The 24,627-nt window shown below is 55.4% G+C and carries 20 protein-coding genes; 8 read left to right on the top strand and 12 right to left on the bottom strand.

Annotated features, from left to right (window positions below):
* Positions 1–22 precede the first annotated feature (22 nt).
* Together nudK and BN8_RS13505 are read left to right on the top strand one after the other, a co-directional pair.
* Complete coding sequence (gene nudK, locus BN8_RS13510) at positions 23–619, top strand: GDP-mannose pyrophosphatase NudK (protein ID WP_009282447.1); 597 nt, start codon at positions 23–25, stop codon at positions 617–619.
* A gap of 1 nt (position 620) precedes the next feature.
* Positions 621–995 (top strand): hypothetical protein, encoded by a 375-nt coding sequence (locus tag BN8_RS13505; RefSeq protein ID WP_009282446.1) that lies wholly within the window; start codon positions 621–623, stop codon positions 993–995.
* On the opposite strand, the gene BN8_RS13500 is transcribed toward BN8_RS13505, so the two are convergent.
* From BN8_RS13500 to BN8_RS13490, 3 genes are all read right to left on the bottom strand, one after another.
* Positions 976–1,359 carry a DUF3037 domain-containing protein gene (locus tag BN8_RS13500; protein WP_009282445.1) on the bottom strand — a complete coding sequence of 128 codons (384 nt, stop codon included), beginning with the start codon at positions 1,357–1,359 and terminating at the stop codon, positions 976–978. The genes BN8_RS13505 and BN8_RS13500 overlap by 20 nt on opposite strands.
* Positions 1,337–2,134 carry a HipA family kinase gene (locus BN8_RS13495; RefSeq protein ID WP_009282444.1) on the bottom strand — a complete coding sequence of 266 codons (798 nt, stop codon included), beginning with the start codon at positions 2,132–2,134 and terminating at the stop codon, positions 1,337–1,339. The genes BN8_RS13500 and BN8_RS13495 overlap by 23 nt, the downstream gene beginning before the upstream one ends.
* Before the next feature lie 193 nt (positions 2,135–2,327).
* Positions 2,328–4,859, bottom strand: a complete 2,532-nt coding sequence (locus BN8_RS13490) for a PIG-L family deacetylase (protein ID WP_009282443.1) — start codon at positions 4,857–4,859, stop codon at positions 2,328–2,330.
* 312 nt (positions 4,860–5,171) lie between these two features.
* Here BN8_RS13490 and BN8_RS13485 point away from each other — a divergent pair, with 312 nt between their 5' ends.
* Positions 5,172–7,445 carry a sodium-translocating pyrophosphatase gene (locus BN8_RS13485; protein ID WP_009282442.1) on the top strand — a complete coding sequence of 758 codons (2,274 nt, stop codon included), beginning with the start codon at positions 5,172–5,174 and terminating at the stop codon, positions 7,443–7,445.
* A gap of 69 nt (positions 7,446–7,514) precedes the next feature.
* On the opposite strand, the gene BN8_RS13480 is transcribed toward BN8_RS13485, so the two are convergent.
* The 8 genes from BN8_RS13480 to BN8_RS13445 all read right to left on the bottom strand — a co-directional run bounded on the left by BN8_RS13480 (position 7,515) and on the right by BN8_RS13445 (position 15,431).
* Positions 7,515–8,039 carry a class I SAM-dependent methyltransferase gene (locus BN8_RS13480; RefSeq protein WP_009282441.1) on the bottom strand — a complete coding sequence of 175 codons (525 nt, stop codon included), beginning with the start codon at positions 8,037–8,039 and terminating at the stop codon, positions 7,515–7,517.
* A gap of 95 nt (positions 8,040–8,134) precedes the next feature.
* Positions 8,135–8,704, bottom strand: a complete 570-nt coding sequence (locus BN8_RS13475; RefSeq protein ID WP_009282440.1) for a 50S ribosomal protein L25/general stress protein Ctc — start codon at positions 8,702–8,704, stop codon at positions 8,135–8,137.
* A gap of 93 nt (positions 8,705–8,797) precedes the next feature.
* Positions 8,798–9,739, bottom strand: a complete 942-nt coding sequence (locus tag BN8_RS13470; protein WP_009282439.1) for a ribose-phosphate pyrophosphokinase — start codon at positions 9,737–9,739, stop codon at positions 8,798–8,800.
* A 49-nt stretch (positions 9,740–9,788) separates the two neighbouring features.
* A complete protein-coding gene (locus tag BN8_RS13465; RefSeq protein ID WP_009282438.1) occupies positions 9,789–10,412 on the bottom strand; it encodes a phosphatase PAP2 family protein in 624 nt (207 codons plus the stop codon).
* Between the two features lie 185 nt (positions 10,413–10,597).
* Entirely contained in the window at positions 10,598–11,050 is a 453-nt protein-coding gene (locus BN8_RS13460; protein WP_009282437.1) for a DsrE family protein, read from the bottom strand.
* A gap of 539 nt (positions 11,051–11,589) precedes the next feature.
* The gene (locus BN8_RS13455) at positions 11,590–11,982 is read right to left on the bottom strand and encodes a VOC family protein (RefSeq protein ID WP_040006063.1); all 393 of its coding nucleotides are present in this window, start codon (positions 11,980–11,982) and stop codon (positions 11,590–11,592) included.
* Positions 11,983–12,076: 94 nt separating this feature from the next.
* Positions 12,077–13,057 carry a tryptophan--tRNA ligase gene (trpS, locus tag BN8_RS13450; RefSeq protein ID WP_009282435.1) on the bottom strand — a complete coding sequence of 327 codons (981 nt, stop codon included), beginning with the start codon at positions 13,055–13,057 and terminating at the stop codon, positions 12,077–12,079.
* A 106-nt stretch (positions 13,058–13,163) separates the two neighbouring features.
* Positions 13,164–15,431: an NADP-dependent malic enzyme gene (locus BN8_RS13445; RefSeq protein ID WP_009282434.1), complete on the bottom strand. Its 2,268-nt coding sequence runs from the start codon at positions 15,429–15,431 to the stop codon at positions 13,164–13,166.
* A 338-nt stretch (positions 15,432–15,769) separates the two neighbouring features.
* Between BN8_RS13445 and BN8_RS13440 the strand changes: the two genes are divergently transcribed.
* The 5 genes from BN8_RS13440 (at position 15,770) to BN8_RS13420 (ending at position 24,120) form a co-directional block, all read left to right on the top strand.
* A complete protein-coding gene (locus tag BN8_RS13440) occupies positions 15,770–16,888 on the top strand; it encodes an efflux RND transporter periplasmic adaptor subunit (RefSeq protein WP_009282433.1) in 1,119 nt (372 codons plus the stop codon).
* A complete protein-coding gene (locus BN8_RS13435; RefSeq protein WP_009282432.1) occupies positions 16,885–21,426 on the top strand; it encodes an efflux RND transporter permease subunit in 4,542 nt (1,513 codons plus the stop codon). The genes BN8_RS13440 and BN8_RS13435 overlap by 4 nt, the downstream gene beginning before the upstream one ends.
* A gap of 195 nt (positions 21,427–21,621) precedes the next feature.
* Complete coding sequence (locus BN8_RS32480; RefSeq protein ID WP_009282431.1) at positions 21,622–22,257, top strand: DUF5367 family protein; 636 nt, start codon at positions 21,622–21,624, stop codon at positions 22,255–22,257.
* Positions 22,258–22,291: 34 nt separating this feature from the next.
* Positions 22,292–23,353, top strand: a complete 1,062-nt coding sequence (locus BN8_RS31725) for a sensor histidine kinase (RefSeq protein ID WP_144051658.1) — start codon at positions 22,292–22,294, stop codon at positions 23,351–23,353.
* Positions 23,350–24,120 carry a LytR/AlgR family response regulator transcription factor gene (locus tag BN8_RS13420; RefSeq protein ID WP_009282429.1) on the top strand — a complete coding sequence of 257 codons (771 nt, stop codon included), beginning with the start codon at positions 23,350–23,352 and terminating at the stop codon, positions 24,118–24,120. Before BN8_RS31725 ends, BN8_RS13420 begins: the two co-directional genes overlap by 4 nt.
* A gap of 73 nt (positions 24,121–24,193) precedes the next feature.
* On the opposite strand, the gene BN8_RS13415 is transcribed toward BN8_RS13420, so the two are convergent.
* Positions 24,194–24,550, bottom strand: a complete 357-nt coding sequence (locus BN8_RS13415) for an SPW repeat domain-containing protein (protein WP_229367983.1) — start codon at positions 24,548–24,550, stop codon at positions 24,194–24,196.
* Positions 24,551–24,627 lie beyond the last annotated feature (77 nt).

Raw genomic sequence — 24,627 nt, 5'->3', positions numbered from 1 at the left:
TAATGAACAAAAATAAACAGCAATGAACATTTTACAAAACGAACGAGTGAAGATTCTCGATGAAAGACTGCTGTCTGATAATTGGTATATTCTGAAGAAGTTCACGTTCAGCTACCAGCGGAAAGACGGGCAGTGGGAAACCCAATCACGGGAAGCCTATGATCGAGGCAACGGTGCAACCATCCTTCTGCACAACCCCGAGGCCGATACGGTGATCCTGACCCGGCAGTTTCGGTTGCCGACCTACGTCAACGGCAACCCAACCGGTATGCTGATCGAAGCCTGCGCGGGTCTGCTTGACAATGATCAGCCCGACGATGCCATCCGGCGCGAAACGGAAGAGGAAACCGGCTACCGGATTCAGTCGGTCGAGAAGGTGATGGAAGCGTACATGAGTCCCGGTTCGGTGACGGAGAAGCTGTTTTTCTACCTTGCCGAGTATTCCGCCGATACGGAGCGCCGGGGTGGGGGCGGTGTCGACGAAGAGGAGATCGATGTCATGGAAATACCTACGGCACAGGCAATGGCCATGATCGGGAGCGGAGAGATTCGGGACGGCAAGACGATTATGCTACTACAACACCTGCGGCTTCGTCAACTCACCACATCCCTCAACTGATATGCTGATCCTGATTGCTGGGCCATACCGATCGGGGACTAACGACGACCCCGCGCTGATTGCCCAAAATATGCACCAGATGGAGGAAGTAGCGCTGGCCGTTTATCGAAAAGGGCATATGCCTGTTTGTGGCGAGTGGACCGCCTTGCCATTAATCAAAACGGCGGGCTCAACGCAACTCGGCGACGCAATCTTCAACGAGCTATTTCACCCGGCTGCTGTTCGGCTGATCGACCATTGCGATGGCGTTCTGCGCGTGGGTGGCCCTTCATCGGGGGCTGATGAAATGATGCGTGAGGCCGAACGTAAAGGTAAGCTGCGGTTCTGGGCGTTGGATGAAATCACCAACCGTATACTTACAGCACCAACTGACTGAACAGGCGGGTGAGGGTCTCGTGGGCGTCGGTGCATAGACCTGGATGCACCGGCGACGTCTGCACCACCGTACTGCGAGCGGCCGTCAGCCACCGGAACCGGGCGGCAAGCGGCAGTTGGCCGATCGGCCCACCTTCGGAGCGGCCCGCGCAGATACGCACGAACGCCCCGAGCCGTTCGTGCAGTTCAGGTACGTCAAGCTCCCCTGAAAACGCCCGGAGCCGGTCTTCGGGGAGTTCATACATTGTCTGTAGAAATCCCTGCCCCGGACAGTAAACAATAATCCCGACGTTCAAAAATTCTTCGCGCTCTACGCGGGGTACGACCCGAATGACGGCGTATTCAAACAAGTGCTTTTCTGGCATGCTGCGCTTCCTTGACAAAAACTTCGGAGTGGGCGAGTCGGGTCTCTAAAAACTGAATATAAATCTGTCGCTGTTCATCGGCGGACTCAACCGATGGGTCATTGGTAAGCCATTCGTCGGGGACCAGCGACACGATTGACCGAATGACGTCCGGGGTCAGCACCGAACGAAACTCCGCATCGACAGCATCGAGTTCGGAGGCCCGGGGCAGCAGCACGTGGTCTTTGATGGGTCCAAATGGCCGCCGGGCCTGCTCTTCCCAGGGCTGACCGGAGTGGTGAAAATAGAGGGAGGCCCCGTGGTCAATGAGCCAGAGTTCCTTGTGCCAGATCAGCATGTTGGTGTTGCGGGCCGTGCGGTCCACATTCGTCACGAAGCAGTCGAGCCATACGATCTGCGACGCAAGGCGGGCATCGACGGTGTTCACAATCGGGTCGAACGTGATGGCGCCGGAGAGGTAATGCAGGGCGAGGTTCAGGCCCACGCTGGCTTTCAGGAGGTCCTGTATTTCTTCATCAGGTTCGGAGCGGCCAAAGGCGGGATCGAGTTCAGCGAATACAATCTCGGGTACCCGAAACCCCAGCGCCCGGGCCAGTTCACCAGCAATCAGTTCGGCGATGAGGGCCTTGGTTCCCTGTCCGGCTCCCCGAAACTTGAGTACGTACAGAAAATCGTCGTCGGCTTCCGCAATTGCCGGCAAAGAACCTCCCTCGCGCAGGGGCGTCACGTAGCGGATCACATGGACGGTTCGGAGTTCAGGCTGTTTATAACTCACAAGTGCGTAATCTGGAATGAAAGCTGTCGCTGGAATCGATAACGACGACTAGTCGGTCTGGTTCGAAAGTTAGCCCAATTTTTTGACAAGCGCGGTTAGTTGCTCCGGTCTCCAGTACGGTAGTGATGTCGGGTTCGAAACCCGACAGGTAAGGTTCCTCAGCACCGAATTTGCAGGGCAAATCACGTTGCTATCACTTCCCGACCGAAATCATATTGGCGAACAGGCGGTAGGCCCCCGGCACCCCGGCGGGTAACTCGCGGAAGAACACCAGACCGGTATAGATATAGTGCCCTTTACCGTATTTGGCGTAGATAAGGCTACCCTGCTTGGCTGCTTCGCCGGTGTCGTTGACGGAGAAAATCGGCTCGTAAGCCTTGTCCCAGTCCTGAGCGAAATATATTCCCCGCTCCTGAATCCAGCCTTTGAAATCGGCTTCCGTAATTTTATTGGGGCTGTTGAGCAACGGATGCTGTGGGTTGATGAAATTCATTTTGGCGTCTTCCTCCGTGACCCGTTCCCGGCCAACGCTGAACGGATAAGGACCCATCTGCGACACCTTCAGGCCATTCTGGAGAAGGCCACCCCCGCCCGCCGTTACGTACTGCACAACCATCGTTCCACCGTTTTTGACGTAGTCCATTAACTTGGGCTGGAAATTAGCCAGGTACTCACTGGTATTGTAGGCCCGAACGCCGACCACAATGGCATCGTAGACCGACAGGTCGCCGTTGAGTTCGGCGGGGCCGAGCAACGTAACGCGGCAACCCATCTGTTGCAGCGCAGCCGGTACTTCGTCGCCCGCACCTACGATGTAGCCAACGTTTTTAGCCGTTACTTTCACGTCCAGCTTCACCAGCCGGGCCTCCGCGGGGGGAAAGAGCGTCTGTGTCGGGATGTGCTGATACGCTACCAGTCGGATACCGTTGGTGAACGTACCGTTGTTCGTTGTCATAACGGCCCGTAGAGACGCAACATTTTGTGTTTCTACGGCCGTTGCCGCCGGGGAAATCTGAAACGACAGCCGTTGTTCGGCGCCTTTGTTAGCGATGGAGAACGACTGCTGTGCCGGTTGAATCCGCCAGCCCGACGGTGCGTCGAGTTTGAGGGTTCCGGATACATTGGCCCGACCGGCCCTCAACACTACCTCGGCGGTTTTGGGCGCGTTGTCGGAAAAGACGTAGACCCGTTCGGCCAGATTAGCCATGATGTTGGGTTGCACCACAAAAGGCCGGTAAATTTCGCCTTCGACCGGATCGGTGAATTTGTACACCCACGGCCGGCTGAATGTAAAGCGTTGCCCGTCGATCTCAAACGTATAACTGGCCGTGAAAGCTGGCGGGTTTTCGGGCAGACCGATCAACTGCTGGTTATCTACCTGGAACAGCCCTTTATCAATTGGTTTCTCAAGCCAGTACGGTTGCGAAATCTTCTGATTCTGAGGGATCGTAACCGTCGTTGGCAGGAGCACAACGTCGTTCGGTTTGAGGGGCAGGTTAAGCGTCGTGTCTTTGCCGGTTGAGTACCGAACCGAAAGCAACTGCACCGGCAACTCGGCCCGGTTGACTATGTTGGTCGTAATTCGGATGGTTTCGCCCGGCGTAGCAGCGTAGTCGGCGGGGTTGGTTTCGAACCAGAGTCCCAGACACTGCTGAATGAGTGATTCAACCTCCTGCCGCTTTGTTCGTACGTACAGATTCGTCGTATCCAGTTGGCTGATGGCCTGATGCAGCCGCACCAGAGCCGGTACCGATGCTGCGGGCTGATCCGGTCGGAAATCGGCGATTAACTGGTTGACCTGCGCCTGTACGGCCTGGCTGTTAGGCACTCGCTTCCAGCTAATGTCCACGCCATCGAACGGGTCTTTTTCGGCCGGGTCGCCTGCTTTCAGCAATAGATAATCCACGCGGGCACCCCGGTTGGCCGAAACCCCAAAGCCCTGACTCTTGTGCTGGCTCCGGCTCTCGGCCGCTATTTCGCCGTACGACTTGCCCAGCAACGGGTTATACAAACCCGTTTCGATACCGATCAGGTTACCGGCTTCGTCCGGTTTTTTATTGCTCAGAAACGCCCCCGGAATAAATACATTCCACATGATGCGCTTGGCCTGCCAGGGTTTGACGTACTGGAGTTGCTCCGGAAACTTGGTTGGGTCTGCCGCAATCCTGAACGCTTCTTCGGCCAGAAACCCCGAGGCACTGTGATGACCGTGACCCGCCCGCTGATCGGGTGGAAAGCGGGTGATGATCACATCCGGGCGGTATTTGCGAATGACCCAGACAACGTCGGACAGAACTTTGTCGCGGCCCCAGGTCCGGACAGCCTCGTCGGTGGACTTTGAAAACCCAAAGTCGTAAGCCCGGCTGAAGAACTGCTCGGCCCCATCAACGCGCCGGGCAGCCAGTAGTTCCTGCGTTCGGATCACACCAATGTATTCGCCCTGTTCCGGTCCAATCAGGTTCTGGCCTCCGTCGCCCCGTGTCAACGACAGGTAGCCGGTACGAACAAGCCGGTCTTTGGCCAGATACGCCAGCAGCAGTGTGTTCTCATCGTCAGGATGGGCCGCTACGTACAGGGCTGTTCCGAGTACGTTCAGCTTTTTGAGGTTGGACAGAATGTCGCCGGAGGGCGCAGGTTTGATTGGCCCAAAAGGCACTTGTGCGACTAAAGAGATAGAGACAAGCAGGCCAGCTAAGGCAGTGAATAATCGGCTGATCGAGCGCACAGTTATCAACGTTCGGGGTTAACAGTATCAGCAAAGATAACGGCTGCTGCGTTTTGTAGGGCATTAACTACAGAGAACGCACCAACCTCTGTAGACAGCGTATCGCAAATGCCCGTCTAAATCTGACGACAGGGAACACAAACGTAATTCCACCGACGGCGACATAACGTTAGCCTGCTCTATCATCTTCCTAAAAAAACGTAAATAATCCTTAAGAAAAGTCAACTTGTGCCCTTGTTTTCGTTTGGTTATGGATACCAAAATTCTATCTTTGGGCGCAATTCATATTTCTAAAACCTACTAATCGTTCGCATGAATAATAGTGTCTATCTTGTACCCATCCTGGGGATTATCGGCCTGGTGGTGATGTTCTTCAAGTATCAATGGGTGTCGCGGCAGGATGCCGGTGATGCCCGGATGCAGGAAATTGCTTCATACATTGCCAGCGGAGCCATTGCTTTTTTGAAAGCCGAATGGCGAATTCTTATCATTTTTGGCGTGGTAGTAGCCGCCTTGCTGGCCTGGTCGGGCACACTGGTTGAAAACTCCGACTGGGTAATCGGCGTTGCCTTTGCCATTGGCGCCTTTACGTCCGCCCTGGCCGGCTACATTGGCATGAACATCGCCACCAAAGCCAACGTCCGTACGGCGCAGGCCGCCCGCACCAGCCTGACCCAGGCCCTGAACGTATCGTTTACGGGTGGTTCGGTCATGGGTATCGGTGTGGCAGGACTGGCCGTGCTGGGCTTAGGAAGTCTGTTTATCCTTTTTTATACCACATACGTAACAGGTACGGGTGGTGCCTTCGGCGACGTGAATGGGCTGCCGATGGAGAAGGCACTTGAAGTACTGGCCGGTTTCTCGCTGGGTGCCGAGTCGATTGCCTTGTTTGCACGCGTGGGGGGCGGTATTTATACCAAAGCTGCCGACGTAGGCGCTGACCTGGTTGGTAAAGTTGAGGCTGGTATTCCGGAAGATGACCCGCGTAACCCGGCCACCATCGCCGACAACGTAGGCGACAACGTGGGCGACGTAGCGGGTATGGGTGCCGACCTGTTTGGTTCGTACGTGGCTACCATCCTGGCAACTATGGTACTGGGCCGCGAAATCCGCATTCCTGACAGCCAGAATATGCTGGGGCACGCACCCATCGTGCTGCCGCTGGTTATTGCGGGCCTGGGGCTGATTTTTTCGATCATCGCTACGTATTTCGTGCGCGTGAAAGACGATAGCGGCAGCGTTCAGGGGGCTTTAAACATGGGCAACTGGGGTTCGATCATCCTGACGATTGTGGCTTCGTATTTCCTGGTGACGACTATGTTACCTACCGGCACCCTCGAAATCCGTGGGGTTGAATTCGACCGGATGGATGTGTTCTACGCCATTTTCACGGGGTTGGTCGTCGGCGCACTGATGTCGACCATCACCGAATATTACACCGCTATGGGCCGGCGACCGGTGCTGTCGATCATTCGTCAGTCGGCAACGGGTGCCGCTACGAACATCATCGGCGGTTTGTCGGTGGGTATGGAATCGACCGTGCTGCCGATTCTGGTGCTGGCGGCTGGTATTTACACTTCCTACCATTTTGCGGGCTTGTATGGCGTCGCCATTTCGGCCGCGGGCATGATGGCCACGACGGCCATGCAGTTGGCCATCGACGCCTTCGGACCAATAGCCGACAATGCCGGTGGTATCGCCGAAATGAGCTACCTGCCTGAAGAGGTACGTGGCCGGACCGATATTCTCGATGCCGTGGGTAATACCACCGCAGCCACCGGTAAGGGATTTGCCATTGCTTCGGCCGCTCTGACGGCCCTGGCACTGTTTGCCGCTTTTGTCGGGATTTCGGGCATTACGGCCATCGATATTTACAAAGCCGACGTATTAGCCGGGTTATTTGTGGGGGCCATGATACCCTTCATCTTCTCGTCGCTGGCCATCGCGGCCGTTGGACGGGCGGCCATGAAAATGGTGGAAGAGGTACGTCGCCAGTTCCGCGAGATTCCGGGTATTCTGGAGGGAACAGGCAAGCCTGAATACGAGAAGTGCGTAGCCATTTCGACGCAGGCATCTATCCGCGAGATGGTGTTGCCGGGGGCGATTGCCTTATCCGTTCCGGTTATCGTAGGGTTCATCTTCGGTCCCGAGGTACTCGGTGGACTGCTGGCGGGTGTAACGGTATCGGGTGTGTTGATGGGTATCTTCCAGAACAACGCCGGTGGCGCCTGGGACAACGCCAAGAAGTCGTTTGAAAAGGGAGTGTTGATCAACGGTGAGACGTTCTACAAAAAATCGGAGCCGCACAAGGCGTCCGTAACGGGCGATACCGTCGGTGATCCATTTAAGGACACGTCGGGGCCGTCGATGAACATCCTTATCAAGCTCATGTCAATCGTGGCCCTGATCATTGCGCCGTACATCGCTGTGCCGTCGTCGGACGTTAAAAGCGGTACGGATACCCGTATTGAAGAGGTAGTGCCCCCGGCTGGTGCAGTTGAAGATTCGGAAGCTCCCGGCGACCGGTCAACAATCGACGAGCGCAGCGACGAAAACAGCGTCATGGACAGCGATAGCGCTCAATAGGTTATACTATTTAATCTAACGAGAAAAGCCAGCTCCTTTGGGCTGGCTTTTCTCGTATAACGAAGGCTGTCAGCGCGAGATGTAGGCGGAGTACAGGTTAGCCCGCCCGTAGCGTGAAGGTCGTTCATGAAGCTTCTGTGCCGACGCAAACCCCGCTTCTTCAAAGAGCCGCGACAGCGACCGGAAACTGCTGGGAAAAGGTACCCAGGGGTTCCCCTGATCGGTGTCGTACTCGATTATCAGAAAGCTGCCGGAGTCGGTAAGGTGCCGAACGGCTTTTTGTAGGAATGTGCGTTTATCGCTGACGTAATGCAGGGAGTTAGCCATCAGCAGCCCGTCAAGGGCACGGAACGGCCAGTCGTTCTGCACAAAATCAAGCCGAAGGGGGCGGATGGTCACAGGGCCGGTTTCCAGCGCTTTGGGCAAAATGGTTTCGTCAAGATCCACTGCATAAATGTGGCTCCCCGGCTGGAGAAAGCGCACCAGAGCCCTGGTGAAAAGACCGCTGCCGCACCCCAGATCAGCCCAGACTGATGCTCGGGACGTAATAAGCTGGTCGTGGCTGATGAGTTCAATCGCTTCGCTCAATTGCATAGCCTGTACGGTATAATCAGATACGTTTGTTAGTAAACAAAAAAGCCCTCCGGAAGGAGAGCTTTTTGTATCTATTAGTCTAATTACTGTGAACCTTACTTGCCCGAAACCTGGCCGCGGAGTGAACGCGGGATTTCGATGGATGCAACCGGGTTAGATCCTTGTTCCAGCATCTGGATGCCTTCTACCGGAATCTGGTTGACACGAATTGATTTACCCAGATCCAGATCTGACACGTTTACGTCGATGTAATCAGGGATTTTATCGACAGTGCCCTTTACACGCAGCTTCCGCACGCGCGTCACGAGCTTACCGCCTTTTTGCACACCCGGTGCGTTACCAACAATACGAACCGGAACGGCTACCTTAACCGGCTTATCGTCCGCTACCTGCAGGAAGTCAGCGTGCAACAGCACGTCGCTTACCGGGTGGAATTGAGTCTCCTGCAAAATGGCCCGGTACTGGTCACCTTCAATGTTCAGCGTGACTTCATACACATCGGGCGTGTACAGCAGTTCCCGGAACAGAATCATCGGAGCATAGAAATGCACCTGCTCCTGGCCACCGTACAATACGCACGGCACATTACCCTCGGCCCGAATCACCTGGGATTCCGTGCGGCCGAGATTCGCTCTTTTATACCCTACAATCTCGAGTTTTTTCATGGTAAAAATTAATTAGTGAATTAGCGAATGAGTGATGTAGTGAATGTTCCGAGCTAAGCATTCGCTAATTCGCTCATTCACTACAACACTCATTCAGTATCGAATAAACAATGAACTAATAGATTCGTGATCTCTGATGCGGCCGATGGCTTTGGCAAACAGTTCAGCCACCGACAGCACTCTGATTTTGGCGTTCGGCTGTTGCATCGGCAACGTATCCGCTACGACCAGTTCTTCCAGCACGGAGCCGGCAATGTTTTCGTGCGCTTTCCCCGACATGACCGGGTGCGTACACACCGCCCGAACGGACTTGGCTCCCTTTTCCATGATGATCTGGGCTGCCTTCGCCATCGTTCCGCCGGTGTCAATCAGGTCGTCAATCAGCACGACGTTAGCGCCTTCAACGTCCCCGATAACCTGCATTGACGCAATTTCGTTCGCTCGTTTGCGGTGTTTGTCACACAACACAATGTCGGCGTTAAAATGCTTGGCAAAGTTCCGGGCCCGGGCCGCACCTCCAACGTCCGGCGAGGCAATCACCAGGTTGTCGAGCTGCAGGCTCTTGATATAAGGTACAAAAACTGACGTTCCTTCCAGATGATCGACCGGGAAGTCGAAAAAGCCCTGAATCTGACCGGCGTGCAGGTCGATAGTCATCAACCGATCAGCCCCCGATGCCGACAGCAGATTGGCTACCAGCTTGGCGGCAATGGCAACCCGTGGCTTATCTTTCCGATCCTGCCGGGCGTATCCAAAGTAAGGAATAACAACGGTTACATAGTGCGCCGATGCCCGACGGGCCGCATCCACCATCAGCAACAGTTCCATCAGGTTGTCGCCGGGGGGGGGCGTGGATTGAATCAGGAACACGTCGCAGCCCCGAACTGATTCCTCAAAACTCGGCGACATCTCACCGTCGCTGAATCGTCGGCAAGTGTAGCCGCCTAAGTCCTTGCCATAATGATGTGCAATTTTTTCGGCTAAATAGGTGGACTGGGTGCCTGAAAAAATCTTTACCGGATTAAACGAAGCCATGTTGGCGGGTAAATTTCCCGCAAAGATACGGAAAAAACCGGTTCACGATTCACAGTTTTCGGTTTTCGGTGTGTGGTTTTCGGTGTCCGGTGTTCCCTTCTCCGAAGAATTGTCCGGCTGACATCTTTACCAAAAACCGAAAACCGAATACGGACAGCATAGCCGCCAGAACGCCGATGCCAGCACCCGCCAGCACATCGAGCGGGTAATGCGCACCGACGTAAATGCGGCTGTAAGAAACGATTAGCGCCCACAGATACGTCCATTTTAGCCAGGGGTGCTGTTTGCCCAGCAGCAACCACAGGCTTGTTGCGAGCGTGAAGGTGTTGGCCGCGTGCGACGAGGCAAAACCGTATTGCCCTCCGCACTCCAGCAGCGGATGGATCAGCGGCTGCAAGTCCGGTACGTGGCAGGGACGGAGCCGCAGGGTGAGGGGTTTCAGCAGGGCCGAGGCCGTCTGGTCGCTGATGACAACAGCCACGATCAGCGTGAGAATCAGTCCGATGGCTTGCCGACGGTATTGGTATACCAGCCAGCCGATCAGCAGTGCGTAGAACGGAAACCAGGTATTACGCTCCGTGGCCCAGACCATAATCGGATCGAGCCAGGGGGCGTAATGACCATTCAGCCACAAAAAAAGGTCGGTATCGAGTTGGTTAAGCGTTTCGCGCATGATAAGCGCAAAGGTAATACCTTACCGCTTTGGCTGAATCAGATCCCACAGATTGCCGTTTAAGCCGCTAAAACGGCCAGGGTCACATAATCTCCAACACGGTGTTGTGCTGCCTGAAAGCTTATACTGGCTTGCGTAACGGCTGCTCTGGTTACGGCTCAGATCCGGGCGTTACATGGGCACAATTAATACGTAAAGACTCTGTCGTTTTCGGCAGCTAGCTGGACCAACACGGTTGGCATAGCAAATTCAGCGGGCTTTCCCTGTAAGTCGGCGTCGGTTACGCCCCGTGCTTTGGCTGACATCCCCGAAACGTAAAACCGGCCGCCTGCTTTGACAATAGCCTCGTAATGTTCGCGGAGTTTACCCGTGCCAACTCCTTCTACCTTGTCGAGTTCAGCATTACGGAGTAAAGTGGCTGCATCGCCTGCTAGAAAGAGTGTAACGGCGTGGCCTTCGGCAAGGGCCGTTTTGGCGACCAAAAAGCCAAGAGCAGCGCGAGTAGGGTCGGTAGGCCCGCAGGTAATGTGAACGAGCATTTTCATCTTTTTAGACGTAGTTGTATTCTGTGCGAAGGAATAGTTAACTGTAAAGAGAAGAAAAAGCAGCGGTAACAGAAAAATACGCCGGTTGTTCATAGTATGGACAGTTTCAATACGTTACGTTTTGTATTACGCAAATAATGCCGATTAGCTTCTTTAACAAAGGACGTTGAGCAGGTTGAAGGCCATCTATTTACCGTAGTCCTGGCGCAGAAGAGGATAAGTATGGAAGGCTGTGCACCATAAGGCTTAAGCAATATCGCTCAAAACTACTAGTTCGGAAAGCGTGTTGATAGGGGGTTTCTCCCGTATTTTAGTAGCGAACATCCTATCAAGTACCCTGTGTTTACCGATCGATCGGTCAGCTCAAGACTGCTTTACCGTTATACAAATCAGGTCAGCTTGTGACAAGCAGGCTCTATTTCAATCGGGGTACTAGTTAGGGGCTGTTGGCAACAGATGCTTTCCTCTATCAGGATAAGCGTCATATACCAAGACTATTACTTTTCGGCCGGAATCCAAGATCTCAGTATGTTGAGTACCACTACGAACTGGCTCAATAATGAAGCCGATTCGCACTTTCAACCCGGTACAGGCAAAACAGCGCGTAGAGCGGGATGATGTGACACCTCAACTCAAGGCTTTGGCTGAATCAGATCCCACAGATTGCCGTACAGGTCGCTGAAAACGGCTACGGTTCCGTAGGATTCTTCAACGGGCCCGCGGACGATACGTACGTTATGCTCCTGAAGGCGCTGAAAATCCCGTCGGAGGTCATCGGTATGCAGAAAGAACGCCACCCGGCCCCCGGTCTGGTTACCAATCCGGCTCGTCTGATCGTCGCCAACTGCTTTAGCCAGCAGGAGGTTACAGCCGGTGTTCCCTTTCGGGGCTACGATGACCCAGCGCTTGGTGTCACTCAGGCGGGTGTCTTCCAGTACGTCGAAGTCCAAAACCCTGGTATAAAAGTCGATGGCTCTGTCGTAATCATCGACAACCAGGGTTACGTGGGCAATTCTCTGTTGCATCAAATCAGGGTTGGCCAGTTCTATTTTGTGATAAACATCCCGCATCGAAAGCTCATCGTCGCTCCTCGATTTGCTTGCAACTTACTGGGGGAGCTTAATTAAACCCCAATGTCTCGCGCACCCGGGCGATGGTCCGGCTTGCGATGGCACGGGCTTTTTCTTCGCCTGCCTGAAGCTCGGCTTCCAGGGCGTCGTTGTTGTCCATGTAGTAATTAAAGCGCTCCCGCTCAGTCGCAAACCGGTCGATGATCAACTCATACAACTCCTTTTTTGCGTGACCGTAGCCATAATTTCCCGCTTCGTATTTCCGGCGCATGTCGGCTACCTGTTCGTCGGACGCGATCAGTGAATACAATTGGAACGTAATGTCCTTGTCCGGATTCTTGGGTGCTTCGAGGGGTGTTGAATCAGATACGATTTTCTTGACCACTTTGTACAGCTCATTGGCTGGCAGGAAGATATCGACGTAGTTGTTGTACGACTTGCTCATCTTCTGACCATCAATGCCGGGAATAGTCATCAGTCGCTCATCGATGCGGGCTTCGGGCAGTACAAACACTTCTTCGCTGTACTGGTGATTAAACGAGCTGGCAATGTCGCGAGTCATTTCCAGGTGCTGCCGCTGATCCTTCCCGACCGGTACAATGTTAGCGTCGTAGAGTAGAATGTCGGCGGCCTGTAAGACCGGATAGGTAAATAAACCCGCCGAGGCTGATTGTTCGCCCAGTTTGGCAACTTTGTCTTTGTAGGAGGTGGCATTCTGGAGCATCGGAACCGGCGTGAAGCAGTCCAGATACCACGCTAATTCAGTATGCTCCGGCACCCGCGATTGCCGCCAGAACGTGTTTTTCTGCGTATCCAGCCCAAATGCCAGCCATGTTGCTGCCACGGCCCGGATGTACTCCCGGCGTGTTGGGCCGTCTTTCAGAGAGGTCAGTGAGTGGAGGTCGGCGATGAAAAGAAACGACTCGTTGTCAGGTTGTTTTGATAAGTCGATTGCGGGTTTGATTGCACCCAGGATATTGCCCAGATGAGGTCGTCCGCTGCTTTGAATACCGGTTAAGATTCGTGCCATGAAATGAAGGAGGAAAGGGAGGAGGGGGAGAAAAGGGAGGAGGGGAGGAAAGGGAATTTGACATACCCCTTGTTCCCTCTCCTCCCTTTTCTCCCCCTCCTTCTTATTATTTATTTTGCGCTTCAACCACCGCAATAGCCACCATGTTGACGATTTCGCGCTCCGATGAACCTAATTGCAACACGTGAACCGGCTTGCGGATACCGAGGAGAATAGGGCCAATGGCGTCGAAACCGGCGGCTTCTGACATCAGGTTGTAAGCAATGTTGGAGGCCGACAGATTCGGAAAAATGAGGGTGTTGGCACCGTCGTCGACCAGTTTGCTGAATGGGTGATTTTGCCGCAGCAGCTCCGTATTGAACGCCAGGTGCGCCTGAATTTCGCCGTCGACGATCATATCCGGGTGCTTCTTTTCCAGAATTTCAACGGCCCGGTTCATCTTCTGCGCGTCTTCGCCTTTGGCACTGCCGAAGTTGGAGTATGTGACCAGCGCGATGCGGGGCTTAATGTTGAACCGCTCCACGGCCCGGGCCGTCAGTTCGGTGATCTCAACTATTTCCTCGGCCGTCGGGTTGAAGTTAACCGTCGTGTCGGAGAAGAACAGCGGCCCCCGTTTGGTCAGCAGGATGTACATCCCGGCCACTTTCTGCACCCCGTGTTCCTTACCGATAATCTGGAGCGACGGCCGGATCGTGTCCGGATAACTACGCGTGAGACCCGAAATAAGCGCATCAGCCTCGCCGGTTTCGACCATCATGGCGCCGAAGTAATTCCGGAAGTACATCTGTTTGCGGGCTTCCGTCGCGTTGACACCTTTCCGCTTACGCTTGTCGAAATACATGTCGGCAAATCGCTCAATCAGCACATCCTGCTCCGGCGACCGCGGGTCGATAATAGGAATATCCCCCATATCGAGGTTGTTCTGCGTAATGATCTGCCGGATGGTATTCGTTTGACCGAGCAGAATCGGGAAGGCAATCCCCTCGTCGCGGACCTGCTGAGCGGCTTTTAACACCTTCAGGTTTTCGGCATCGGCAAACACAACCCGCTTCGGGTTCGTCTTGGCCTTATTAATGATCACCCGCGAAATCTGGTTATCCTGGCCCAGACGCCGGGCGAGTTGTTGCTCGTAGGCGTCCCAGTCGGAGATCGGTTGTTTGGCAACGCCCGAATCTATAGCGGCCTGGGCCACGGCCGGGGCTACGGTCGTCAGCAGGCGCGGGTCAACGGGTTTGGGGATAATATAGTCACGACCGAACATCAGACTATCCTGACCGTAGGCCAGGTGAACGATGTCGGGAACGGGTTTCTTGGCCAGGTCAGCCAGGGCGTGAACAGCCGCCAGCTTCATTTCTTCGTTAATCTCGGTGGCCCGAACATCCAGTGCACCCCGGAAGATGTAAGGGAAACCCAGTACGTTGTTCACCTGGTTGGGGTAGTCGGAGCGGCCGGTTGCCATGATAATATCCGGTCGGGCGGCCGTTGCATCTTCGTAGCTGATTTCGGGGGTCGGGTTGGCCATAGCGAACACAATGGGGTGTTCGGCCATCGAACGGACCATATCCTGGCTCACTACGTTCCCTTTCGACAGACCGATAAATACGTCGGCCCCGACAAAGGCTTCTTCAAGTGTTTTTAGATCGCGGGTGGTCGCAAACATCCGCTTCCGATCATCAAGATCGGTGCGGTCGGCGCGGATAACGCCTTTACTGTCGCACATGACCACATTTTCGATTCGGGCACCCAGTGCTACGTAGAGTTTCGTGCAGGAAATAGCGGAAGCTCCCGCGCCGTTCACCACGATTTTAACGTCCTCAATACGTTTATCGACCAGTTCGAGGGCGTTCAGCAGGGCGGCCGCGCTGATGATGGCCGTACCGTGCTGGTCGTCGTGCATGACCGGGATGTTGAGTTCACGCTTCAGTCGCTCCTCAATCTCGAAACATTCCGGAGCTTTGATGTCCTCCAGATTCACCCCTCCGAACGTCGGCTCCAGAATCTTGACGGTCCGGACAAATTCGTCGACGTCTTTGGTGTTGAGTTCAATATCAAATACGTCAATATCGGCGTAGATTTTAAAGAGCAGGCCCTTTCCTTCCATCACTGGCTTACCGGCTTCAGGACCGATATCGCCCAGGCCCAGTACGGCGGTTCCGTTGCTGATAACGGCCACCAGATTGCCTTTGGTCGTGTATTTGTACACGTCTTCGGGATTGGCTTCAATGGCCAGACAGGGTTCGGCCACGCCGGGGGAATAGGCCAGCGTCAGGTCGCGCTGTGTACTGTATTCCTTGGATGGAATTACCTCCAGTTTTCCAGGACGGCCTTTTGCGTGGTATTCGAGGGCGTCTTCGCGTCGGATTTTTTGCTGCATATGAAGATGGTTGATGAGTTAGGCGGCCGAAGCCGTCGTCGCCCGGCAATAATGCGTTGGGCGGTGGTTTGTTGTACAAGGGTTTTGGTGCGCGAATGTACTAAAAACAGGAAGAAGTCGCTCGATATTGAGGGTCGGCCTTTAGCACTTACTTACCGGGAGGGCGCGGTATGGCTGCTGAATGCCCTCAGAAACAGCTTGCGTATACATCAGTAAACGCTTCGGGTGAGCTACCCTACGCTTCGGTAAGGGGCAGAGTCGGCTGAGTCTGATTCGCCCCGACGTTCGTCTGGTCGTGCGATAGGTTTGTGGTGTCTTCCAAACCAGAAAACGACCAGATGAAAAAGTGGATCGCTGTTTTAATTGGGCTGCTGGTGGCTGGTGGCGCCATTGCGCTGCTGATGAGTAGCCGCCGAAAGCAGGAAGCCCAGCTCCAGCTTGCCCGCCAGCCACTCGCCACCACGGTGGCCGTTGCCCGGGTTCAGCAACGAACGTTTACCGAGCCTGTCGAGTACATTGGCAAGACCGAAGCCTGGCGCGAGGTGCAGATGACGGCCACTACCCAGGGGGTTATTCGGGAGCTGTATGCGCACCTTAACGGTCCCGTCCGTCAGGATCAGCCCATCGCGCGGGTCGATGCCGAACTGACCGAAATCGCCCTGCAGGCGGCCGAAGCGGCCTGGCGAAAGGCGCAGGTGGATCTGGTCCGGTACGAAACTCTTCACCGCGAAAATAACGTACCGGCCGTCGACCTGGAAAACGCCCGGCTGCAAGCGAGAAACGCCGAGAGTCAGTTGCTGACGCTCAAAAAACAACTGCGTGATGCCATCGTCAAATCTCCCATCGGTGGCACCGTTACGGAGAAAAACGTGGAGAAAGGAATGTTTATCAGCCCCGGTACTCCGTTGATGACCATTACGGACGTATCGGCGGTGAAGCTGGTCGTAACCGTACCGGAGGCTGATCTGGCCCAGTTCTGGCCGGGTCGGCGCGTACCCGTAACGTTCGAAGCGTACCCCAATCAATCGTTTAACGGGACCGTGCATCAGATCCGGCTGAAGGGAGGGGAGGTTGGCCGGTTTCCGGTCGAGATCAGGGTGGCTAACGGCGCGCAACGCCATCCGCTGCGGGTAGGTATGACGGCCCACGTTACGGTAACGGCCGCACAACCCACGACGGCGCTGAGCATACCACGTACCGCGCTAATCCCGCAGAGCCGCCAGCCGGCGGTGTATCTCTTTCGCAACGGACGAATAGCGCAGCGGCCGGTGAAAACGGAGCGAACCGTAGGTGAATACGTCCTCGTGGGTGAGGGGCTTCAACCAGGCGATAGCGTAGTGGTCAGCGGAACGAGCGAATTGCGTAATGGGCAGTTTGTGCAGGTTGCCCGGAATGATTTTGGGCAATCAGAAATAAATCAGAATAAAACCGGACTAACCCAACCGAAATCGCTATGAAACTGGCGCAGCTCGCCATTAACCGGCCCATTCTCATCATTGTCCTGTTTTTAGTGCTGGGTATTCTGGGCGCTTTTTCCTACACCCAGCTTCGGTATGAACTGCTGCCGGATATTTCAACGCCCTTTGTTACGGTAACTACGTTTTATCCGGGTGCATCGCCGGCCGAGGTGGAAAACGGCCTGACTAAACCCGTTGAAGACGCTGTATCGACTGCGGATCGGATCAAACGAATTACCTCCCAATCGCTGGAAAACGCATCGCTCATTCAGGTTGAGTTTCGGCAGGGCTCCGACCACGACCGGGCGTTGCAGGAAGTCCAGCGCCGGGTCAACGAGATCGTGGCTACGCTGCCTGCCGACAGTAAAACGCCCGTTGTGGCTAAATACTCGCTGTCAGATTTGCCGGTGTTGCGGATTGCGGCTACCAGTCAACTGCCGGATCAGGCGTTCGGTACGTTACTGAAAACGCAGCTTAAGCCCCGAATTGCTCAAACGCCCGGCGTCGGTCAGGTAACCTTCGTGGGATTGCCCGATACCGAAGTCCGCGTGGCACTGGACGCTGCCCGGCTTAAATCCTTGAATCTGTCCGTATTGCAAGTGGTGAACGCCATCCGGGCCTCCAACCTGAACGTGCCGGCGGGCGAGATTAAAGATACGGACGCGGCATACTCGGTGCGGGTTGTCGGTAAGACCGATGCCCTCGATCAACTGCGCAACATCGTGGTGTTCACCGACCGGTCAGGAGCTAACATCCGGCTTGGCGAAGTGGCTACCATTCAGACCGCTCGCAAGGCCATTGAAAACATCAACCGCTTCAACCGCAAGGCGACGGTGGGACTACTCGTGACAAAGCAATCCGGGGCCAACAACGTCGAGGTGAGCCAGGCCGTACGAAACCTGCTGAGCCAGTTTGAGACCGAATACAAGTCGACGGGGCTGTCGTTTGCCATCGCCCAGGATGCGTCGGAGTTTACCCTGGCCGCAGCCGAAGCCGTCAACCACGACCTGGTGCTGGCGGTGCTGCTGGTGGCTCTGGTCATGTTCGTGTTCCTGCACAGTCTGCGGTCGTCGCTGATTGTGATGGTGGCTATTCCGGCGTCGCTGTTGTCGACGTTCGTGGTCATGAACCTGCTCGGGTTCTCACTCAACCTGCTGACGTTGCTGGCCTTGTCGCTGGTGATTGGCATACTGGTCGACGACTCCATTGTGGTGCTCGAAAGCATCTACCAGCAACTGGAACGCGGGAAAGACAAACGGACTGCGGCCCTGGATGGACGTACTGACATCGGCTTTGCTGCCATTGCCATTACGTTGGTCGACGTCGTCGTGTTCGTGCCCTTGTCCATCGCGCCAGGCCTGATCGGGGATCTGATGCGGGAATTCTCGCTGGTCGTGGTGAGTTCAACCCTGTTCAGCCTGCTGGTGTCGTTCACGCTGACGCCCATGATTGCGTCCCGCTTTGGCCAGCTTGAGCATCTCAGCAACAAGACCTTGATGGGGCGTTTCGGTTTGTGGTTCGAGCGGGGGTTCGACCGGCTTGCGGCTGTCTACCAGGACGTACTGGCCTGGGCGCTTGGGCACCGGAAAACAACGGCCTTGCTGGCGGGTGGTCTGTTTGTGGCTTCACTGACGTTGCCGTCCATGGGGTTCATCGGGGCTGAATTTACGCCCCCGACCGATAAAGGCGAGGTCAGCATTACGTTGCAGTTTGCAGAAGGGCAGAAGCTGGCGCAGACCGATGCGCTGGCCCGGCAGTTTGAGCAGACGCTGTACCAGATGCCTGAAGTCCGGCGGGTGTTTACCAACGTGGGGTCCAACCCCGACAGCTTCGGGCTTACGTCGGGGAGCAACAGCGTGGAGTTCTCGGTGACGTTTTCGCCTAAAAACGAGCGGACCAAAGACCTGGTAACGCTGACGCAGGAAGTAAAACAGCGGGCGGCTCAGCTCCCCGGCGTTCGCATCAAGGCGTACCCGATTGGTATTCTGGGGGCCGATGGGTCAACACCCATCATGCTGATTGTCAGCGGAGCCGATCGCGAGAACGTACGCAGTGAAGCCACGCGGATTGCCGACGCCATGCGGGCGATACCCGGAACGGCCGATGTGCGATTCTCCGGGCAGATGCGAAAACCCGAAGTGCAGATCGACGTCGACCGGGAAAAACTGGCTCGCTACGGCCTGACAACCGAAGAGGCTGGCTCGGCCATCCGGACGGCGTTGGCCGGGTTCGATGACCTGACGATTCAGCCGAAAGACGGGAGCGGACTGGCCGGCGATCAGTCGGTAACCATGCGGATTCAATACGCGGAATCGTTCCGAAATCGCACGGAGCAACTCGGTCGGCTGTCGTTGCTGAACGCCGAGGGCCAACTGGTGGAACTCCGGCAGGTGGCCGACATCCGCGAAACGTTCAATCCGGCCGTGCTGGAACGGAAAGACCGGAACAACGCCGTCACCGTAACGGCCCAGGCAGTCGGTCGGCCCGTCGGCGACATCGGCGTCGACATTCAGCAGGCCGTTGCCAAACTAGGTATTGATCCGTCGGTACGGATCGTATACGGTGGCGATCTTGAGTTGCAGGACGATTCGTTTGGTAAGCTGGGTCTGGCCTTCGGGGCGGCTATTCTGTTCATGTACCTCATCATGGTGGCCCTCTACAACTCCTGGCTGTATCCGTTCGTGGTGTTGTTCTCGATCCCGATGGCCATTGTAGGCGCATTGTTCGCGCTGGCATTCACCATGAACTCGCTGAACATCTTCACCATTCTGGGACTCATCATGATGCTCGGACTGGTGGCCAAAAACGCGATTCTACTGGTCGATCGGGCGAATCAGAACCGGGAGCAGGGGCAACCGCTCGTCGATGCACTCCTCGAAGCGGGGCAGAACCGGCTTCGTCCGATCCTGATGACGACGCTGGCGATGGTGGTTGGTATGTTGCCCATCGCCCTGGCGACCGGGCCGGGTGCCGAATTGAAAAGCGGATTGGCCTGGGCCCTGGTAGGAGGCCTGTCGAGCTCGATGCTCCTGACGCTCGTCTTTGTGCCGACGGTGTATATGGACTTCACCCGGCTGCTGGAGTGGGTGAACCGGCGTGGGGCGAAGGGCCTGGGGCAGGGGGCTACGGGCTCGGGGGTAGGGACTAAGACCGTTTCTGCCGCGATAGTTTTGATCGTTCTCAGTACATGTACGCTGAACGCACAACCTGCCACCCCCGGCCCCCAGCCCCCTGCCCTTACCCCCCTCCCCATCGCCCCACGCCCACTATCTCTACAGCAGGCTGCTGATCTGGTGCGGGCGCAGAATGGCGACGTTCGGGTGGCAAAGATGGACATCGAGAAAGCGGATGTTCGGCTGGAAGAGGTGAAACGCTCCTGGTGGCCGACCCTGAACGGCGTTGGGCAATACACCTACAATATCAAACCGCCCGTGTTTTTCTTCCCGGCTTTTTCCATCGATCCGGCAACGGGTAGCTTTTCCATCGACGAAAACCGACTCCAGCCCGTTCAGGCGGCCTTACGTCACGGCTACTCCGGGGCCGTAAATCTGGCCATGCCCCTGGTACAGCCCGATCTGCGTATCGGCAGGAAACAGGCTGCTACGGCCCGGCAGGTTGCCAGCGAGAGTCTACGGGCCGTGACAGCCCGGCAGGTGACGGAGGTGAAAAAACAATACCTGAACGTACTGCTGGCCGAAGAACAGCGCCGACTGGCCCTCAGGGGTATTCATCGGGCGCAGGAAGCGTTGCGCGAAGCCCGAAACCTGTATCGGGTTCAACTGGCTACGGATGCCGATACGTTGCGGGCGTTCGTTGAGGTAGAGAACCAGCGACCCAATCTGTCGAAGCTCGAGCGGACGATCCGGCTGCTCAGGAATCAGCTCAGTACGTTGCTTGGACTGAAACCCGATACGGAGCTGGTACTGACCGATTCGCTGGTGTACCGACCCGATGCGGTTGCGGGCGAAGCCATAACAATAGGTCGGGCCTGGAACCAACGGCCCGAACTGCGGCAACTGGCGCTCAATCTGGAGCAAAGTCAGCAGCAGGAGCAGCTTGACCGTACCCGGCGATTACCGACGCTCTCTCTCTTCGGCCAGGTGAGCACCCAGGCGCAGTTGAACGATTTCCGGTTTCAGAACAGTCGCTGGCCGCTGGTACTGTACGCCGGGCTGCAACTAAACATTCCGCTGTTCAACTCGACGAATGCGCTGAAGATTCAGCAGGCCCGGATTGCGTACTGGCAGGGGCAGGAGCAACTACGCTACAACAAAGAGCTGGTTGCCAATGAGGTCCGTTCCAGTTTGTACGCAGTCGACGAGGCCCGGGAGCGTATTAAAACGCAGGATGGAGTGATTCGGGCGGTCGAACGGAGTTACGGGCTTTTCCAAAGCCGCTACCGGCAGGGGCTGACCCGGTTCAGCGACCTGACCGATGCCGAACTGGCCTTTCGGCAGGCCCAGAGCAACCGGCTACAGGCCGTGTATGATTATCTGGTCGCTCAGCTCGACCTGGAGCGGGCGATCGGTGTGGAATGAACCGACCAACAGCAACCCGGTCTGTTCTGTCGGTGCAAACCGGGTTGCTTCGGTAGTCATACGGGCAATGTCGTCTCGGCTAAGTCGTGTGGCGTTTTAGGTCGCCCTACGGCTGCTTCAGGCAGTTTTCTTAGGTCATGTACTATTGGCCGATCTACTTTTGGACACAATTTCACCAGTTCACTCTGTAAGTATATGAATCACTGGTTAGATCACTTCTCGCCCCAGACAGCTCGTAAAGTTGGCATTGCGCTGTTGATTTTGTCGTTTCTAACCTGGCCGATGGCCCTGGTTGTTCCCTTTGTTCCGCTGCCCGTTTCAGACGTCTTTAAAGCCGGTGCCATTGCGGCCTTCCTGATGTTTGGCGAAGTCACATTCGCGAGTTCATTGCTGCTGCTCGGTCGTAATTTTCTGAAAGAGGTGATGGCGTTCGTTAAGGTTACCGGCTCACAATCAGCTACTTTTTTTATGGGTGCCGGGTTCGTTGTCTGGTTGTTGGCTACTATCTTCGTACGACTGGCCGGGCAGTACATTTTTGTGCCGGGCGATACGGGGCTAATCGTTCTGGCGTTCGCCGGGCTGACTGTGCTGATGCCGTTGCTCCTGTATCCGTTGTACCGGTTCAAAAACGTGGACGAAGACGAGCAGGTGAAGGCAGCCGTGTTGTTTGCCCTGCCCGGTATGGTGCTGGATGCCGGAACGGTGCTGTTTTTTCAGGATGTATATCCAAACCTGTCGCCGGATGCCAGCGTCTTGTTTGCGGCCTGGCTTTTCTGGGGCTACGCCGTTGGTCTGCTGACCGGTTTTGTGCGCAAACAAGAGCTCTGGTAGCGAGTAATGAGTTGCTTAAACTGACGAAGACGCCGTGGTTTCTCCGTTTAGAAAGTGGTTTCGGGTAGTTGGTACGCCCATAATGGGCCTGCTCATCTATTTGATCGTTTACTACGTCGACCCCAAATCCTTCGAAGTGCCGCCGTACGTAGGAACGGGTGCCTGGAAAGCGTATTGCTTCGACATTTGTTCGTGCCTGATTGGTGCGTACATTCTCTCGGAGCTGAGTCTGTGGAGCACTGATCAGCTTAACCGCATTCTGCCCTGGGAAGACCGGCCGCTGCTGCGGTTCATGGTTCAACTGATCACCCTGATTATTGACAGCGTCGTTGTTATTGGCGGAATCGTGTGGGTGATTATCCTGATCGAAGAACCTGACTATCGCTTCACGGAGGCCGACTGGCTGAGCATCCGGCAAACCTTTGCGTTTGGTAGCCTGATGGCCTTGTTTATCAATGCTCTCCAAACCGGCGAGTACTTCTTTACGCGTTGGCGCACATCGATGCTGGAAGCCGAACGGCTCAAACGGGAGTCTGTCGAAGCCCGGTTTGAAGCCCTCAAAGGGCAGCTCGACCCCCATTTTCTGTTCAACAATCTGAACACACTGAGCTACATCGTCGAGGAAAATCCGCGCCGGGCGGTAGCCTTCATCGAAAGTCTGTCGCTTGTCTATCGCTACGTATTGCAGAACCGCGACAAAACGCTGGTGCCCTTACGGGACGAACTTAAACTGGCCGAAGCGTATCTGTTCCTGCTGAAAAATCGCTTTGAAGAAGGCTTACAAGTAACTATCGACGTACCGGATTGCGACCGGGACCGGCTTATCCCCCCCATGACGTTGCAACTGCTCCTGGAAAACGCCGTTAAGCACAACGTAGTGAACGAACAGCACCCTCTCCACATTACGCTGACCTGCAATGAATCAGGGGAGCTGGTGGTGCAGAATTCCCTCCACCGGCGGCAGCATGTTGAAGCCGGTACGGGTATTGGGCTCCAGAATATCCGGCATCGTTACGAACTCCTCATTAACAAACAACCCGCCGTGGTCGAGAACGGCCAGTCGTTTACGGTGCGGTTGCCCTTGATTGGAACATGAACGCGCTCATCATCGAAGACGAAATACCGGCTGCCCGCCGACTGACCCGCCTGTTGCAGGATGTTGACGACACCATTGAGGTAACGGGTATTGTGGACAGCATCAGCCAGGCCGTTGAGCGACTAGGCCGGGAAACCAACCTGGACGTAATATTCAGCGATATTCACCTGTCCGACGGGTTAAGTTTTGAGGTCTTCCGGCAGGTCGAACCGCCGTGCCCGATCATCTTCACGACGGCCTACGACGAATACGCCATCCAGGCGTTTAAGCTGAATAGCATCGACTACCTGCTGAAACCCATCGTGGCCGACGAACTGGAACAGGCCCTGCTGAAATTCCGGAAGGGACGTAGCGGTCGGGGGGGGATGCCGGTTACGCTGCCCAATATTGAGCAGTTGATCAGCACCCTGAATCAGCATCAGTCCTCGTTTCGACAGCGGTTTCTGGTGAGCTATAAGGATAGTTTTCTGCCCATTGTGGCCAATGAAGTGGCTTATTTCTACTCGGAAAACAAAGTAACCCGATTGGTGCGGCTCGATGGAAAGTGGTTTCCCCTGCCCGAAACGCTCGAAGAACTGGCCGAGCAGCTTGATCCAAAGCACTTTTTTCGGGCTAATCGGCAGTTTATCCTGAATCTGCACAGCATTCAGGCTATTCACAAACATTTTAACGGGAAGCTGAAACTGGTCTTAGCCCCCGAACCGGCCGAAGAGGTGATGGTCAGTCGCGAACGAGCCGAAGAATTCAAAGCCTGGCTGAATCAATAAGTTTCAGGTTTCAGGAAAGATCATGCCTGATTACCCTGAAACCTGAAACTGAAAACGTAAAACCGAAAACCAACTAATGTTTGGGCGTTTTCTGGGTCATCAGGCCGGCGCCCAGGGCGAATGCTCCCAGCAGTACGTGTGGCAGATACGTTTTTTTCGCAAAGCCAAACAGCCAGGGCGAGGCCGCCAACAGCGCTCCTTCGGCTACGTCTAAGGTCAGGTGCGTAGTCATCGGTAGCTTTCGAACGGCCCCGAGTTCATAGTCGGTAAAGAGCGAGGAACCGAGCGCAGCACCACCGGCCGCTAATGGGACCCACTTAGCTGCGGGTTTATCAGCAAAGCCAAACAACCAGGGAGATGCCATAAACAGACCACCGCTGACGTAGTCGAGAATACCGTGTATTTTCGTTGGGATGAATCGCATATTCATAACCTATTGAGAAGTTTATCTGGTTAGTAGGCAAAAAGCCAGCCCATCGACTGGCTTTTTGCACTGATTGACTTACG

The sequence above is a fragment of the Fibrisoma limi BUZ 3 genome (genome assembly GCF_000296815.2).
GTDB classification, from domain to species: Bacteria; Bacteroidota; Bacteroidia; order Cytophagales; family Spirosomataceae; genus Fibrisoma; species Fibrisoma limi.
This window is presented reverse-complemented; position numbering and strand designations above follow the sequence as displayed.